Genomic DNA, 15,836 nt, shown 5'->3' with positions numbered 1-15,836 from the left:
GGGCGCGTCGATGGGAGAATGCCGGCATGCCCGATACAAGAACCGCTGCCGCAGCCCTCGACCCCACCGCTCTCGAACGCTTCGGCATCTACGCCGCGTCGGTATCGAAGGCCGACCTTTCCGCCGACGTCATTCATGCCGCGAAGCGCTGCGTGATCGACTGGTACGCTACGACCTTGCCGGGCGCGATCGAAGCGCCGGCGACGATGCTGGAGAAGGCATTGGCCGACGAACTCGATCGCGGCGCGGCGACGTTGATGCTGGGCCGCAGGGCGGCGGTGCGCACGGCTGCCCTGATCAACGGCACGGCCTCGCATACCGTCGAGTTCGACGACATCTACGCACCTGCGATCTATCACCCGGGTAGCCCGACGATCGCCGCGGCGCTCGCTGTCGGGCAGGCGCGCGGCGCATCGGGCGATGCCTTCCTGCGGGCGGTGATCGCAGGCTACGAAGTCTCGACCCGCATCGGCGCCGCCATGGGCCGCGCGCATTACAAATACTGGCACAACACCGGCACGATCGGGCCGTTCGGCGCCGCGGCGGCAGTGGGTCTCCTTGTCGGACTCGATGGACGCCAGCACGGCCATGCGCTCGCGACCGTTGCGACTTTCGCTGCGGGCCTGCAGCAGGCTTTCCGCGGCGATTCGCTGTCGAAGCCACTGCATGCTGGACATGCTGCCGATGCGGGAGTGTTGGCCGCGCTCTCGGCCGAGCATGGATTGCTGGGGGCACCGGCAATTCTCGACGCGGCGGGCGGCATGGGCGAGGCCATGAGCAATGTGCCGGACTGGGCGGCCGCAGTTGCGGATCTTGGCCGCAGTTACAACGTCAAGCGTATCACCGTGAAGAACCACGGCTGCTGCGGCCATGCGTTTGCGGCCATCGACGGCGCGCTGGCGTTGCAGGCACAGCATAAGTTTGCTGCGGTCGACATCGTCTCGATCGACGTCGGCGGCTACTCGGCGACCGTCGATGTAACGGGCAACTATCTTCACGGCACGCCGGCTGCGGCGAAGTTCAGCCTGCCGTTTCTTGTCGCGAGTGCGCTGGTGCATGGCAGCATTCGGCTGGACGCCTACACACCGCAGCGTCTCGGCGATGCGACGGTCGATGGCCTGATGAAACGGATCAAGGTGGCGCTCGATCCCGAAGTCGACGCGCTGTTCCCGCGCCAGCGGGCGGCCCGCCTCAAGGTCCAGCTCGTCGATGGACGTGTGCTCGACCATTTCCAGCCGCATCGAGTCGGTGATCCCGACCTGCCCTTGTCGGACGAACAGCTCGACACCAAGTTCAACGAGCTGGCGATCCCGGTGATCGGCGAGGCGAGCGCGGCGAGGCTGCTGGCTCGCTTGTGGTCCCTAGAGGGGGAGGCCGGCCTCGCTTTTACACAAACTCTGCGTTGACCTTGCAGAAACTATATCGATTGACATAGTCGATCGATAGATATTTTATTCGCGCCCTCCGCTTCCGCACAGCAAGGGCACATGTCTCTCGTCACGACTCGCCAGCGTCCCAAGACCCAGACGAGGGGCGAAGACACGCGTCGGCGCATCCTTGCGGCGGCGCTCGATATCTTCGCGGCGGAAGGTTACGAGGGCGCCAGCACGCGCCACCTCGCCGAGCGGGCCGGCGTGAACCTGCCGGCCATTCAGTATTATTTCGGTAGCAAGGAAGGCCTCTACCGCGCGGTCATCGGCGACATCGTCGACCAGACCGAGGCTCACATGGCGCCACTGGCCCCGAAGGTGAGTGCGGCCATCGCGGACCAGAACACTCAGCCGGCAGAACTTCTCGAACTCCTTTGCGAAATGCTGGAATCGTTCGTGGTCCTCGTGACCTCCGGGCCTCAGATCGAAAGCAAACGCCTCCTGTTTGCGCGAGCCGAGGTCGAGCGCACGGCGGGCCTCGATGCCCTTCACGAAAGCGGCATGCGGCACATGTTCCAGCCTTGCCTTGGCCTGGTCGGCCGCCTGTTCGGCAAGCCGACGGACGATCCCGAGATGGTGTTCCGGACCCTGGCGTTGATCGGCCAGCTGCTCATGTTCTGTCATGACAGCACGGCCCGGATGCTCAAGACGCCCGAACTGGACGAAGCGAGCGTACGCACCATTCAGCGACTCCTTCGCGAGCACACGCAGGCCATCTTCCGTACGAATCTGTCAGGAGTAAAAAGCGTATGACCGGTTGGCGACACCCGATGGCCATGGCGGCGGCTGCCGCGTTGTTGACCGGCTGCACGTCGGGCCCCGACTTTTCGCGGCCGGACAAACCGGCGGCCGAAAGCTACACGCCGGAGTCGCTGGCACCGCGGACTTCGTCGGCGCCTACCGATGGCGGATCGGCGCAGAGTTTCGTGCAGAGCATGGACATTCCCGGCCAGTGGTGGGCTCTGTACCACTCGACCGAACTCAACGCTCTGATCGAAGAGGCGCTGCGCGCCAACCCCGATCTCGATGCCGCCCAGGCGGCGTTGCGGCAGGCGCGGGAGAATTTCTTTGCGGCGCAAGGCGGCCTGTTCCCGAGCCTGAGCGGCAATGCGGGCGGCCAGCAGCAGCAGGCCACGGGCTTTCAGCAAGGACTGGGCTCCGGCACCCAGATCTACGGCGTGACGACGGCCTCGCTGAACGTCTCCTACTCGGTCGACGTCTTCGGCGGCGTTCGGCGGCAGGTCGAGTCGCAGGAGGCGCTGGCCGAGGTCGCGCGCTATCAGCTCGAAGCGACCTACCTCACCCTGACCTCGAATGTCGTCACCGCTGCGATCAACATCGCGTCCTTGAACGCCCAGATTGGTGCGACCCAGGATATCATCCGCATCCAGAGCGACTCGCTGGGCGTCGTGCGCCGGCAGTTCGATCTCGGCGGCGCCTCGCGTGCCGACGTGCTGGCTCAGGAAGCGGCGCTCGCCCAGACCCAGGCCACGCTGCCGCCGCTGCAGAAGCAGATCGCCATCCAACGCAATCAGTTGATGACGCTGCTCGGCCGCACGCCGAACCAGTATCGCGGCGAGACTTTCGACCTCGCCAAGCTGAAGCTGCCAACCGAGCTGCCGGTGAGCCTGCCGTCGCAGCTCGTCGATCAGCGGCCCGACGTCCGCGTCGCCGAAGCGCAGCTTCATTCGGCGAGCGCCAATATCGGCGTCGCGACCGCCAACCAGCTCCCGCAGTTCAACATCACGGCGCTGCTGGGCATGGCTTCGGGCGGGCTTTCCACAGCCTTCATGCCCGGCACCGGCGTCTGGTCGCTCGCGGGCAGCGTCGCGCAGACCTTGTTCGACGGTGGTACCCTGGAGCACCGCAAGCGGGCGGCAGTCGCGGCCTACGACAGGGCGGCCGCACAGTATCGCAGCGTCGTTCTGCTGGCCTTCCAGGACGTGGCCAACGCGCTGCGCGCCCTGCAGACCGACGCCGACGCTCTGAAGGCGCAGGCGGCGGCCGAGAACACGGCAGCGGCCAGCCTGCAGCTCGCGCAGCAGCAGTTCGAGTTGGGCGCCGTCAACTATCTCATCCTGCTCAACGCCCAGACGACTTACCAGAACGCCCGCATCAACCGCCTGCGTGCCCAGGCGGCGCGCTACAGCGACACGGCGGCCCTGTTCCAGGCGCTGGGTGGTGGCTGGTGGAACCGCAGCGACGTCGATCCCAAGTCGATGGGCAAGCCCGATCGATTCAACTTGCCGCCGGTGCAGGACATCAAGCTCCCGCGGGCCGGTCACTGAGTATTCAGCGGCCCGTTTGGTCGGGCCGCAACGGAGTAAAAGCGATGATCAAGCGTATGCTCATCATGTTGATTCTGGTCGGCGTCGTGCTGGGCGGAGTCTTCGGCTTCAAGTTCTTCGTCGACGGCAAGGTCGCGGCGTTCATGGCGGGCATGGGTAACATGCCGCAGACCGTGTCGACGACCAAAGTCACCTCGACGGACTGGCAGACAGAGTTGCAGGCCGTCGGCAGCCTGCGCGCGTCCAACGGCGCGGAACTGTCGCTGCAGCTTGCCGGGACCGTCGAGGAAATCGACTTCCAGTCCGGCGATACTGTCGAGAAGGGCAAGGTCCTGCTGCGCCTGCGCAGCGACGACGATGTCGCCAAGCTCAAGGCGCTGGAGGCGCAGGCCGAACTCGCGCAGATCACCTACGATCGCGACCTGCGGCAGTTCAAGGCGCAGGCCGTCAGCCAGCAAGTGGTCGACACCGACGCCGCCAACCTCAAGAACGCCCAGGCATTGGCAGGCCAGCAGCGCGCTATTGTCGATCAGAAGACATTGAAAGCGCCGTTCGCTGGTCAGCTCGGCATCCGTCAGATCGATCTCGGCCAGTATCTCTCGCCCGGGACCCCGGTCGTTACGCTCCAGGCCCTGTCGCCGATCTATATCGACTTCCTGCTGCCGCAGCAGCAGGTGGCGCAGGTCAAGGTTGGCCAGAAGGTGACGGCCCGGATCGATGCTTTTCCCAACCGGACATACGAAGGTGAGATCTTCGCGATCAATCCCAAGATCGAGATCGGCACGCGCAACGTGATCGTGCGGGCCACCGTCGAAAATGAAGATCACAGCCTGTTGCCCGGCATGTTCGCCAAGGTCGACATCGCGATCGGAGCGCCCCGCAAGGAGATGACGCTGCCGCAGACGGCGATCGTCTACAATGCCTACGGCAATCTGGTCTATGTCGTCGACGAGAGCGGCAAGGGCCCACCGGGCGCGGACGGCAAGCCGATGCTCACCGTCCAGCAGGTCTTCGTCGAGACCGGCGCCACGCGCGGCGATCAGGTCGCGATCCTCAAGGGCGTCAAGGACGGCGACACGATCGTCAGCAGCGGCCAGATGAAGTTGCGCAACGGCGCACCCATCGTCGTCAACAATGCCGTTGTTCCAAAGGACGACGTCAAGACCCCGCGCTCGATCGAGCCGTAAGAGGCGACCATCATGAAGAGCTTTACCGATATCTTCATCCGTCGGCCGGTGCTGGCGACGGTGGTCAGCCTGCTGATCCTCGTGCTCGGCATCAGGTCGCTCGGCTCGATGCAGGTGCTGCAGTACCCGCAGACGCAGAACGCCGTCGTCACCGTGACGACGACCTACTATGGCGCTGCGCCGGATATCATGGCGGGGTTCATCACCACGCCGCTCGAGCAGGCGATCGCCCAGGCCAACGGCATCGACTACATGACGTCGACCAGCGTCAGCGGCCTGTCGACCATCACCATCAACCTGCGCCTGAACTACGACGGCAACCGGGCGATGACCGAGATCAGCGCCAAGATCAACTCGGTGATCAACCAGCTGCCACCCGGCACGCTGCAGCCTGTGCTGACGCTGAAGGTCGGCCAGACCATCGACGCGATGTATCTCGGCTTCAAGAGTGACGTGCTGGCGGCCAATCAGATCACCGACTACCTGGTGCGCGTCGTGCAGCCGCGTCTGCAGGCCGTCGAGGGTGTGCAGACGGCCGAGATCCTGGGCGCCAAGAACTTCGCGTTGCGCGCCTGGCTCGATCCACAGAAGCTTGCAGCGTACAACCTGACCGCGGTCGATGTCGCCAACGCGCTGAACAACAACGACTACATCGCCGGCGTCGGCGCGACCAAGGGCCAGATGGTCCAGATCACGTTGAACGCCTCGACCAACCTGATCGACTTGAAGGGATTCAAGGATCTGGTGCTGAAGCAGCAGGGCGGCGCCATCGTGCGGCTCTCCGACGTCGCCAATGTCGTACTGGGCTCCGACGACTACGAATCGTCGGTGAGCTTCGACGGTCAGAAGGCGGTCTATATCGGCATCCAGGTGGCACCCTCGGCCAACCTGCTCAATGTGGCGAAGGGCGTTCGCACCATCTTCCCCGATCTCGTGTCGCAGTTCCCGCAGGGGCTGGTCGGCCAGATCGTCTACGATTCGACGGAGTTCGTGACCAGCTCGATCAACGAGGTCGTCCATACCCTCGTCGAAGCGCTGCTCATCGTGACCTTCGTGGTCTTTATCTTCCTGGGGTCGCCACGGTCGGTTTTCATCCCGACGGTCGCGATTCCCCTGTCGCTGGTCGGCACCTTCGCGATGATGCTGGCCTTCGGCTTCTCCATCAATCTCCTCACCCTTCTCGCCCTGGTGTTGGCGATCGGCCTAGTGGTCGACGACGCCATCATCGTGGTCGAGAACGTCAACCGTCATCTCGAAGCGGGGATGAAGCCGATCCCGGCTTCGATCCTGGCGGCGCGCGAACTCGGCGGGCCGATCATCGCCATGACCGTGGTGCTGGTGGCCGTCTATGTGCCGATCGGTTTCCAGGGCGGCCTGACCGGCGCGCTGTTCACCGAGTTCGCCTTCACGCTCGTCGGTGCGGTAACCGTGTCGGCCATCGTGGCGCTGACGCTTTCGCCGATGATGTGCTCGCGCATGCTGAAGCCGCATGTGCCGGGCGATCGCGGTTGGGAGGCGCGGCTGATCGCCAGGATCGACCGCACCTTCGACTGGTTCCATCGCCGCTACGTGAAGTGGCTGCACGGTAGTCTGAACTACGTGCCGGTGACGGCGACCTTCGCCTTCATCATGCTGGGCAGCATCTACTTCCTCTATTCGGCGACCAAGAGCGAACTCGCCCCGCAGGAGGACATGGGCATCGTGCTCACGATCTCCACGGCATCGCCGACAGCGACGATCGACCAGCGCCTGATGTACTCGCGGCAGGTCTACGACATCTTCAAGAGCCACCCCGAGACGCAGAGCGTCTTTCAGATCGACGTTCCCGGCCAGTCGATCGCCGGCATGGCCCTGAAGCCCTGGGATCAGCGGACCACGACGTCCAACCAACTGCAGCCGATCATCCAGCAGCAGACGGCGGCCATTGCAGGATCGCAGGTCGTGGCCTTCCAGCTGCCGCCGCTGCCGGGCAGCACCGGCCTGCCGGTGCAGTTCGTGATCAAGTCCACGGGCTCCTTCACCGCCTTGAACGAAGTTGCCCAGGCCTTCCTGACGGAAGCGCAGAAGAGCGGCCGCTTCATGTTCCTGAACACCGATCTCAAGATCGACCAGCCGCTGGCCACCGTGGTGATCGATCGCGACAAGACCTCGCAGCTCGGCCTCAAGATGAACGACGTCGGTGGCGCGCTAGGCTCGATGCTGGGCGGTGGCTACGTCAACTACTTCGCGCTGGACGGCCGCTCCTACAAGGTCATCCCGCAGGTGGAACGCCTGTCGCGCACTCAGGTCGAGCAAGTGCTCGACTATCATATCACTGCGGCCGACGGCACTTCGGTGCCGCTATCGACCGTGGCCAAGATCGAGACCAAGGCGATTCCCGAATCGTATAACCACTTCCAGCAGCTCAACAGCGCCACCATCCAGGGCGTGGTCTTCCCGGGTGTGTCGCAGTCCGAAGCCATGGACTATCTCAAGGACCTGGCGGCGCGCACCCTGCCGCAAGGCTACACTGTCGACTATGGCGGGCTGTCGCGGCAGTACATCCAGGAGTCGGGCGGTTTCGTCGTCACCTTCGCCTTCGCCCTGATCATCATCTACCTGTCGCTGGCGGCGCTGTTCGAGAGCTTCCGCGACCCGATGATCATCCTGATCTCGGTGCCGATGTCGATCGCCGGTGCGCTGTTCTTCCTGATGGTCCTCAGCACCATGAACGTGCCGGGCGCGACGTTGAACATCTACACGCAGGTCGGCCTCGTCACCCTGATGGGCTTGATCAGCAAGCACGGCATCCTGATCGTCGAGGTCGCCAACGAGCAGCAGCAGGCCGGCAAGTCCAAGCGCGAGGCCGTCGAAATCGCCGCCGGCATCCGTCTGCGGCCGATCCTGATGACCACCGCGGCGATGGTGCTGGGCGTCATCCCGCTGGTCATGGCGGCAGGTGCCGGTGCCGTGTCGCGCTTCTCGATGGGCCTGGTGATCTCGACAGGCATTGCCATCGGCACGCTTTTCACCCTGTTCGTGGTGCCGGCCGTCTATGTCCTACTGGCTGCAGACCACCACAAGAAGCCGGAGGAAGAAGACGGGCTGGCCGCGGTACCGTCGGGGGACTGAATCGGGATTCGTTCCTGGAGTAGGGGGCGTCGTGATGGTGTATCCTGCCAGCCATGACGCCCCCCGCCAAACCCGCCCCGCAGAAGGGCGGCCCGCAAACCGATGACCGTGCCGAGCGGCTTGCAGCCGCCCTGCGCGAGAACCTGAAGCGGCGCAAGGCGCAGGCCCGGTCCCAGAGGGCCCGGGAGGATGCGCCGGCGGACGGGGTTCGACCGGGCGATACCGCCCAGACCGGCGGCAAGACCACTGGTTGAGCCGCCCCCTCCCTCGTTTAGAAGCGCCCCCCATGAGCATTTTGTCCGATCGCTGGATCCGCCGCATGGCGCTGGAAAAGGGTATGATCGAGCCCTTCGTCGACGCCCAGAAGCGCGAAGGCGTAATCTCCTACGGCCTTTCCTCCTACGGCTACGACGCCCGGGTCGGCACCGACTTCAAGATCTTCACCAATGTCGACTCGGCGGTGGTGGATCCCAAGAACTTCGCGGCCAACTCCTTCGTCGACCGCAATACCGATGTCTGCATTATCCCGCCCAACTCCTTCGCGCTGGCGCGCACGGTGGAGTATTTTCGCATCCCCCGTGATGTGCTGGTGATCTGCGTCGGCAAGTCGACCTATGCGCGTTGCGGCATCATCGTGAATGTCACCCCGCTCGAGCCGGAGTGGGAGGGCCACGTGACCCTTGAATTCTCCAACACCACGCCGCTGCCCGCCAAGATCTACGCCAACGAGGGCGCCTGCCAGTTCCTGTTCCTGCAGGGCAACGAACCGTGCGACGTCTCCTACCGCGACAAGGCCGGCAAGTATCAGGGCCAGCGCGGCGTCACCCTGCCGAAGATCTGAGCGGAGACGATCGTGGACCGTATCCGAATCAGAGGTGGTCGCCAGCTCAAGGGCGAGATCCGCATCTCCGGCTCCAAGAATGCCTCGCTGCCGCTGATGGTGGCGGCGCTGCTGACCGACCGGAAGCTCACCCTGCGTAACGTGCCGCGGCTGGCCGACATCTCGACCATGCTCCAGCTGCTGCAGCAGCATGGCGTGACCGTCGACGCGGCGCCCGGCGAGAACGGTCATGCCCATGGCACGACGCTCACCCTGCAGGCCGGCAAGATCACGTCGACCACCGCGCCCTATGACATCGTGCGCAAGATGCGCGCCTCGGTGCTGGTGCTGGGGCCGCTGCTCGCCCGCGAAGGCCAGGCCAGGGTCTCGCTGCCTGGCGGCTGCGCCATCGGTGCCCGCCCGGTCGATCTACACATTGCCGGGCTGAAGGCGATGGGGGCGGAGATCGATATCGACGGGGGCTACATGGTCGCGCGGGCCCCCAAGGGCCTCAAAGGGGCACGCTACACCTTTCCGAAAGTGTCGGTCGGCGCGACCGAGAACCTGATGATGGCGGCGGCGCTCGCCAAGGGCACGACCGTGCTCGACAATGCCGCGCGCGAGCCGGAGATTGCCGATCTCGCCGAATGCCTGATCGCCATGGGCGTGCCGGTCGCGGGCGCGGGCACCGAGACGCTCACCATCGAGGGCGTATCGGCACTCAAAGACGCGACCCACAGCGTCATTTCCGATCGGATCGAAACGGGCACCTATGCAATGGCCGTGGCCATGACCGCCGGCGACGTCGAGCTGATCGGCGGACGCCTCGACCTGATCGAGAGCGCTGTGCAGACCCTGCGGTCGGCCGGCGTCACCCTGGAACAGACGGAGAGGGGGCTGCGCGTGCACCGGACCAACGGTGCCTTGCACGGCGTCGACGTCATGACCGAGCCGTTCCCCGGATTCCCGACGGACCTGCAGGCGCAGATGATGGCGCTGATGACCCGGGCCGAGGGTGCCTCGATGATCACCGAGACGGTGTTCGAGAGTCGCTTCATGCACGTGCCTGAGCTGTCGCGGATGGGTGCCAACGTCACCATTCACCATGAATCGGCATTGGTGCGAGGTGTACCGAAGCTGCGGGGCGCCGAGGTGATGGCGACCGACCTGCGCGCCTCGGTGTCACTCGCCATTGCCGCGCTGGCGGCGGAAGGCGACACGACCCTGCACCGCGTCTATCATCTGGATCGCGGCTACGAGCGCCTGGAAGAGAAGCTCAGCGCCTGCGGGGCGGACATCGAACGTCTGAAGGGCTGAGGACATGTCCGGAAAACTAAGGCTCTCGGCAGTCGACAGCGAGGACCTCGCCGTGATCTCCGCGGCGATCCAGGACGCGCTGGTGGCGGTGCGCGACTGTGCGTACATGAAGGAGGAAAAGCGGTTCGTTCTCCTGCTGAACCGTTTCCGCTGGGAGGCCGATCCGTCGGTCGACGCCGCCTACTTCCGCACCCATTCCGCCCTGGTTTTCAACGAAGTGACGGCGGTGCGGCATCATGAAATCCCCCTCGCAGAACCCGACCGGATGCTGGAACTGCTGGCCGTCGCGCAAGAAAATGACCATTCAGTAACCCTGCGCTTTGCCGCGGGGCGGGCCATCCGGCTGGAAATCGGCCGGCTCGCGTGCCATTTGGGGGATGTCGGGGAGCCTTGGCCCACCCCGTGGAAGCCCGCCCATCCGGTCGAATAGCCTTTGCGCAAAAGCTGGGGCCGCCCGGCCAGGGGCGGGCATTCGTTACTGGAGCGATACGTGTCGAGCGAGGCGAACGAGAAACTGATCCTAGCGCTGCCCAAGGGCCGCATCCTGAAGGAGGCGGCCCCGTTGTTTGCGCGCGCCGGTATCCAGCCGGAAGCGGCCTTCGCCGATCCGGAGGCGCGCCAGCTGCGCTTCACGACCAACCATCCCGACCTCGATATCATTCGCGTCCGCTCTTTCGACGTCTCGACCTTCGTGGCCTTCGGTGCGGCCCATCTCGGCATTGCCGGCGCCGACGTGCTGATGGAGTTCGACTATCCCGAAATCTACGCGCCGATCGACCTCGGCATCGGCAGGTGCCGTCTGGCCGTCGCCGAGCCGGTCGAGATGGCGGGTAAGGACGATCCGCGGCGCTGGAGTCATGTCCGCATCGCCACCAAGTATCCCGAGGTGACGCGCCGACACTTCGCGGCGCGCGGCGTACAGGCCGAATGCGTCAAGCTCTCCGGCGCGATGGAGCTGGCGCCGTCTCTGGGCCTCAGTCATCGCATCGTAGATCTCGTCGACAGCGGCCGGACGCTCAAGGAGAACGGGCTGGTCGAGATCGAGCATATCGCCGACGTCACCTCGCGCTTTATCGTCAACCGCGCCGCGCTGAAGACACGGCCGGAGCGGGTCGGCCACTGGATCGATCGCTTCCGCGACGTCGCCAACGGAGTGGCCAGTGCCGCTTGATAGGGGGCCGCTCAGGCTCGACGCCGCGGCACCCGGTTTCGAGAAGGCGTTTTCGGCCTTCCTTGGACGTAACCGGGACACCGACGAGAATGTCGACAAGATTGCCGCCGAGATCGTGGCCGACGTGCGTGCCCGCGGCGATGCTGCCGTCGTCGAGTATACGCGCAAGTTCGACTGGCCGGAGTTCGATGCCGCAAAGCTGCGCATCACGGACGCCGAGCGCGACGAAGCGGCGGCGCAGGTGCCCGCGGCGCAGCGCGAGGCGCTCACTTTCGCGGCCAAACGCATCGAAGCGTTCCATCGCACCCTGCTGCCCAAGGACGTCGAGTTCACAGACAGCACCGGCACGCGGCTGGGCGCGCGCTATCGCCCCGTCGATGCCGCCGGCGTCTACGTGCCGGGGGGGACGGCGGCCTACCCCTCGTCGGTGCTGATGAACATCGTGCCGGCCAAGGTTGCGGGCGTATCGCGCATCGTCATGGTCGTGCCCACGCCGGGCGGTGTGCTCAATCCGCTGGTCATGCTCGCGGCGAAGATCGCCGGCGCCGACGAGCTCTGGCGTATCGGCGGCGCACAGGCCGTGGCTGCGCTGGCTTACGGCACGCAATCGATCAAGCCGGTCGACAAGATCACCGGGCCCGGGAACGCCTATGTCGCGGCCGCCAAGCGCCGTGTCTTCGGCCAGGTCGGCATCGACCTGATTGCGGGACCGTCGGAAATCCTGGTCGTGGCCGATGGCCAGAACGATCCGGCCTGGATCGCCGCCGATCTGCTGTCGCAGGCCGAGCACGATGCGTCTTCGCAGTCGGTGCTGATCACTGACGACAAGGCCTTCGCCGATGATGTGGTGCGGGCGGTCGAATCTGCGTTGAAGATGCTGTCGCGGGCGGAGATCGCCCGGGCGAGCTGGCAAGGCAACGGCGCCATCATCCTCGTGCCCGATATTGCGGCCTGTTCGCCGATCGTCGACGCGATCGCGGCGGAGCATGTCGAGCTCGCGATGGAAGCCGCCGCTGCCGACGCGCTGGCCGAGAAGATCCGTCATGCCGGCGCGATCTTCCTTGGCCGCCACACGCCGGAAGCTATCGGCGACTATGTCGCCGGCACCAACCATGTGCTGCCGACCTCGCGGGCGGCACGTTTCTCGGGCGGCCTCGGCGTGGCGGATTTCCTGAAGCGGACCTCGCTCGTGGCCTGCACGCCGGAGTCGCTGGCTGCGCTGGGACCGTCGGCGCTGGCGCTTGCCGAAGCCGAAGGGCTCGGTGCGCACGGCCGTTCCGTCTCCATCCGCCTCAATCGTCGCTAGGCCCGCAGATGACGAAGGCGCGCCGCATCGTCGACATTGTCCTGGACGAGGAGTCCGTCGCCCGCCGCTCTCCCGAGGTCGAGCACGAACGTGCCGTCGCCCTGTTCGATCTCCTGGAGGAGAACGATTTCCGCCTGGTCAGCGGAGAGCAGGGGCCGTACCGGCTGCGCATCGGAATCTTCGAGCAACGCCTGGTGTTCGACGTGCGCAACGGCGAGGACGTGAAGCTGCGCGACATCATTCTGTCGCTGACGCCCTTCCGCAAGGTCGTGAAGGACTACTTCCTGATCTGCGAAAGCTATTACGCGGCCATCAAGAAGCTTGGCCCTTCGCAGATCGAGGCGCTCGATATGGGGCGGCGCGGCCTGCACAACGAGGGATCCGAGCTGCTGCGCGAGCGTCTCGCCGGCAAGATCGAAGTCGATCACGACACCGCCCGTCGGCTGTTCACGCTGATCTGCGCTCTGCACATCAAATCGTGAACGCTGAACGGCGATGACCGGACTGCCTTCCAGCCTGCTCTTCGCCTGTAGCGAAAATTCCGTACGGTCGCCCATGGCCGAGGCTCTGGCCAAGCGGCTCTACGGCCGGTCGATCTATGTCGATTCGGTCGGCGTGCGGGCGAGCAATGTCGACGGCTTCGCGGTTTCGGTGCTCGACGAAATGGGCATCGACGTACATCGCCACCACGCCAAGACCTTCGACGATATCGATCCGGCGTCCTTCGAGCTGATCATCACCCTGTCGCCCGAAGCCCATCATCAGGCACTGGAGTTCACGCGCGGCACGGCGACCGAGGTCGAGTACTGGCCGATGCCCGATCCCAGTGCGGTGGAAGGCAGTCGCGAGGTGCGGCTCGACGCCTACCGCCGCACGCGCGATCAGGTCTTCGGCAGGATTAAAGTGCGCTTTGGCGCTCCTATCGCCCCGACAGTCTGACGATCAGGCTCATCGCTGCGTTACGTGGCCCGCCCGGTCGAGTGTCAGCTCGTAATAGGCCTGGTTCTTGAAGGCCTGCGCGTGCCACCCGCCGTCGGGCATGCGCTCCAGCATCGTGACGCCGCCATAGCCGGCGTCGTGGATCTGCTGCCGGACAATCGCTTCTTCGGCCGTAGGGGTCCAGTTCGGGCCCATCGCCGTCGGCAACGGACGGTCGGAAGAGCCCACCTTGTCAGGTACAGGCGCCGTGCCGTCCAACTCACGCTGTTGCGCCATGGTCGTGCCGGCCGACAGGATCGCGGCGCCGACCAGCGTGATTGCAAGCATTCTGTAGTTCATGATTGCTTCTCCTCGACGCGAGCGGCAGCAACATCGCTGCACTCTCGTGCGAGGAGATTTCCGGTCCGAATTGTGCGCGAAATGCGGCTGGCGCATTCCCGCCAATGCAACCGAGCCTGCGCCTGGGCGCAGGCCGCTGTAAGGACTTTGTCAGTGCCGAGGCGTCAGTTCGCGCCGGCGTACCAGGCGCTGCGATGCGAGGTGCGTCGCGGCGACGGCAGATTGATGATGTCCATGAACACCGAGACAGCGCCGTCGGCGCCGGCGAGATCGCCTTCGAGCACGTCGACGTCGAAGGTGAGCTTGTCGCCTTCGAGCTTGGGCGCGCGCAGGGTGAGCACGGCGTCGACGACGCTGGCCTTCGCCTTGTTCAGCACGGACACGGTCGCGTTCGGGGGATCCTTGGCGAAGCTGTCCGGTGCGTTGTTGCCCCACTCTTCGATCACGTGAGCGGTGAGCGCATGGCCTGCCGCGCGTACCGGCCGGTCGGCGAAGACGATGGCGTTGGGCGAGATGCCATCGAGGATCAGTTGCTTGCCCTGGAGCTTGGCGCTGCGGGCGTTGAGCACGATCATCGACGGAACGACATGCGGCTTGTCGGCTTTGCCGACTGTCTTGGCCTTGCCCTGTGTCGTTGGTGTTGCGGCAGTCGGCGTCTGGGCGGACGACGATACCGAGATGCCGGCCAGCAGGACGGCAGCGAACAGGGCAGCCGTGAGGCGAAGGGAATTCATGATCGTCTCCTTTCGTCTCAGTAGCAGGGGAGCAGCGGAGGCGCGCCGCAGGTCGGTGCGTTGTAGCGCTGCTGATAGCGGGGATCGATGTCCGGCGGCGGCGGTGCGCCCGGATTGTTCGAGGCGGGCGGTCCCGACTGGTAGACCGGGCTGTTGGGCGAGGCGTTGGACCAGCCCGAGAGCGTGCTGGTGTCGGTCGGGCTGCCGATCGCCGGCGTAATCTCGCCGGTGGTCTGCGTCTGGCCGTAGTACTGCGCGCCGTGCGAGCCGATGCCGAACCAGATCGTGTCGATGAACACCGAAGCCGGGCCGTCGGCATTGCCGAGGCTGCCTTCCAGCACCTGGACGTCGAAGGTGAGCTTGTCGCCGTCGAGCTTGGCGGTGTTGAGGGTGACAACCAGGTCGGAGACCGTCGAGCCATCCTTGCTGAAGACCGAGACCGTGGCGTTCGGCGGGTCCTTGGCGAAGCTGCCGGTACGCCAGATCTCGGCCATGTCGGGCGTCACCATGTGGCCGACCGATCGGACGGGCCGGCTGGTGAACAGCGTGGCGGTCGGCAGAACCCCGTCGAGAACCAGCTTCTGCCCGTCGAGCTTGGCGCCACGCGAGTTGATCACGATCAGCGCCGAAGAATACTGTCGCGCCGAGGGCGTGCCGATCTTCTTCTGCGCAGGATGCGTGATGGCATTGGATGCCGGTTTGGCCGGTGTTGCCGGGGCTTGAGCCCACGCCAATGCCGGTACCAGGAGGAGGGCGGCCAGAAGGCCGTACTTACGCGAGCTCTTCATTCGTGCTGGTCCTTCCTTCCCCGGGCGTTCGCAGCGGCAACTTGTATAGGGGAGGGCAGGGCCTGTGAGAAGACTTTGAATGGCTTGGCGAAGAGACCCGTCTGTCCACTCCGCTGTAGTTGACTTAAAGGCGCCTGGAGCCCATTTTCCGGCCGCTTTCTCCACATTCACCCCGCCGGAGGCCGGATGGCCAAAGAAGATCTGATCGAATTCACGGGTGTCGTGGCCGAGTTGCTGCCCAATGCCATGTTTAGGGTGAAGCTCGACAACGACCATACGATCCTGGCCCACACGTCGGGCAAGATGCGCAAGAACCGCATCCGCGTGCTGGCGGGCGACCGTGTTACCGTCGAGATGACGCCCTATGACCTGACCAAGGGCCGCATCACTTTCCGCTTCAAATAGG

16 protein-coding genes are annotated in these 15,836 nt (G+C 65.1%); 13 read left to right on the top strand and 3 right to left on the bottom strand.

The window, feature by feature from the left end:
- Positions 1 to 26: 26 nt before the first annotated feature.
- The 12 genes from BN60_RS17785 (at position 27) to BN60_RS17725 (ending at position 13,569) form a co-directional block, all read left to right on the top strand.
- On the top strand, positions 27 to 1,406 hold the full coding sequence (locus tag BN60_RS17785; RefSeq protein ID WP_020697471.1) for an MmgE/PrpD family protein: 1,380 nt from the start codon (positions 27 to 29) through the stop codon (positions 1,404 to 1,406).
- A gap of 81 nt (positions 1,407 to 1,487) precedes the next feature.
- Positions 1,488 to 2,183, top strand: coding sequence for a CerR family C-terminal domain-containing protein (locus BN60_RS29105; RefSeq protein ID WP_020697470.1), 696 nt, complete (start codon positions 1,488 to 1,490; stop codon positions 2,181 to 2,183).
- Positions 2,180 to 3,718, top strand: a complete 1,539-nt coding sequence (locus tag BN60_RS17775) for an efflux transporter outer membrane subunit (RefSeq protein ID WP_086002686.1) — start codon at positions 2,180 to 2,182, stop codon at positions 3,716 to 3,718. The genes BN60_RS29105 and BN60_RS17775 overlap by 4 nt, the downstream gene beginning before the upstream one ends.
- Positions 3,719 to 3,762: 44 nt before the next feature.
- Entirely contained in the window at positions 3,763 to 4,905 is a 1,143-nt protein-coding gene (locus BN60_RS17770; RefSeq protein WP_020697468.1) for an efflux RND transporter periplasmic adaptor subunit, read from the top strand.
- 12 nt (positions 4,906 to 4,917) lie between these two features.
- Positions 4,918 to 8,016: an efflux RND transporter permease subunit gene (locus BN60_RS17765; RefSeq protein WP_020697467.1), complete on the top strand. Its 3,099-nt coding sequence runs from the start codon at positions 4,918 to 4,920 to the stop codon at positions 8,014 to 8,016.
- A 286-nt stretch (positions 8,017 to 8,302) separates the two neighbouring features.
- Positions 8,303 to 8,857 carry a dCTP deaminase gene (gene dcd, locus BN60_RS17755; protein ID WP_020697465.1) on the top strand — a complete coding sequence of 185 codons (555 nt, stop codon included), beginning with the start codon at positions 8,303 to 8,305 and terminating at the stop codon, positions 8,855 to 8,857.
- Between the two features lie 12 nt (positions 8,858 to 8,869).
- The gene (murA, locus tag BN60_RS17750) at positions 8,870 to 10,153 is read left to right on the top strand and encodes a UDP-N-acetylglucosamine 1-carboxyvinyltransferase (protein ID WP_020697464.1); all 1,284 of its coding nucleotides are present in this window, start codon (positions 8,870 to 8,872) and stop codon (positions 10,151 to 10,153) included.
- Between the two features lie 4 nt (positions 10,154 to 10,157).
- Positions 10,158 to 10,583, top strand: a complete 426-nt coding sequence (locus tag BN60_RS17745; protein WP_020697463.1) for a DUF2948 family protein — start codon at positions 10,158 to 10,160, stop codon at positions 10,581 to 10,583.
- 60 nt (positions 10,584 to 10,643) lie between these two features.
- Entirely contained in the window at positions 10,644 to 11,324 is a 681-nt protein-coding gene (gene hisG, locus BN60_RS17740) for an ATP phosphoribosyltransferase (protein WP_020697462.1), read from the top strand.
- Positions 11,314 to 12,630 (top strand): histidinol dehydrogenase, encoded by a 1,317-nt coding sequence (gene hisD, locus BN60_RS17735; RefSeq protein ID WP_020697461.1) that lies wholly within the window; start codon positions 11,314 to 11,316, stop codon positions 12,628 to 12,630. The genes hisG and hisD overlap by 11 nt, the downstream gene beginning before the upstream one ends.
- An 8-nt stretch (positions 12,631 to 12,638) precedes the next feature.
- A complete protein-coding gene (locus BN60_RS17730) occupies positions 12,639 to 13,112 on the top strand; it encodes a UPF0262 family protein (RefSeq protein WP_020697460.1) in 474 nt (157 codons plus the stop codon).
- 13 nt (positions 13,113 to 13,125) lie between these two features.
- Positions 13,126 to 13,569: an arsenate-mycothiol transferase ArsC gene (locus BN60_RS17725; protein WP_020697459.1), complete on the top strand. Its 444-nt coding sequence runs from the start codon at positions 13,126 to 13,128 to the stop codon at positions 13,567 to 13,569.
- A gap of 9 nt (positions 13,570 to 13,578) precedes the next feature.
- Here BN60_RS17725 and BN60_RS17720 read toward each other — a convergent pair whose 3' ends face one another.
- The 3 genes from BN60_RS17720 to BN60_RS17710 all read right to left on the bottom strand — a co-directional run bounded on the left by BN60_RS17720 (position 13,579) and on the right by BN60_RS17710 (position 15,430).
- A complete protein-coding gene (locus BN60_RS17720; protein ID WP_020697458.1) occupies positions 13,579 to 13,908 on the bottom strand; it encodes a hypothetical protein in 330 nt (109 codons plus the stop codon).
- A 164-nt stretch (positions 13,909 to 14,072) separates the two neighbouring features.
- Positions 14,073 to 14,642, bottom strand: coding sequence for a hypothetical protein (locus BN60_RS17715; RefSeq protein ID WP_020697457.1), 570 nt, complete (start codon positions 14,640 to 14,642; stop codon positions 14,073 to 14,075).
- 17 nt (positions 14,643 to 14,659) lie between these two features.
- On the bottom strand, positions 14,660 to 15,430 hold the full coding sequence (locus BN60_RS17710) for a hypothetical protein (protein ID WP_020697456.1): 771 nt from the start codon (positions 15,428 to 15,430) through the stop codon (positions 14,660 to 14,662).
- Between the two features lie 186 nt (positions 15,431 to 15,616).
- Here BN60_RS17710 and infA point away from each other — a divergent pair, with 186 nt between their 5' ends.
- A complete protein-coding gene (gene infA, locus BN60_RS17705) occupies positions 15,617 to 15,835 on the top strand; it encodes a translation initiation factor IF-1 (RefSeq protein WP_020697455.1) in 219 nt (72 codons plus the stop codon).
- The last annotated feature ends 1 nt before the right edge of the window (position 15,836 follow it).

The sequence above is a fragment of the Reyranella massiliensis 521 genome, assembly GCF_000312425.1.
Classification (GTDB): domain Bacteria; phylum Pseudomonadota; class Alphaproteobacteria; order Reyranellales; family Reyranellaceae; genus Reyranella; species Reyranella massiliensis.
The sequence above is the reverse complement of the archived record's forward strand: the minus strand, read 5'-3'. Positions and strand labels throughout refer to the sequence as shown.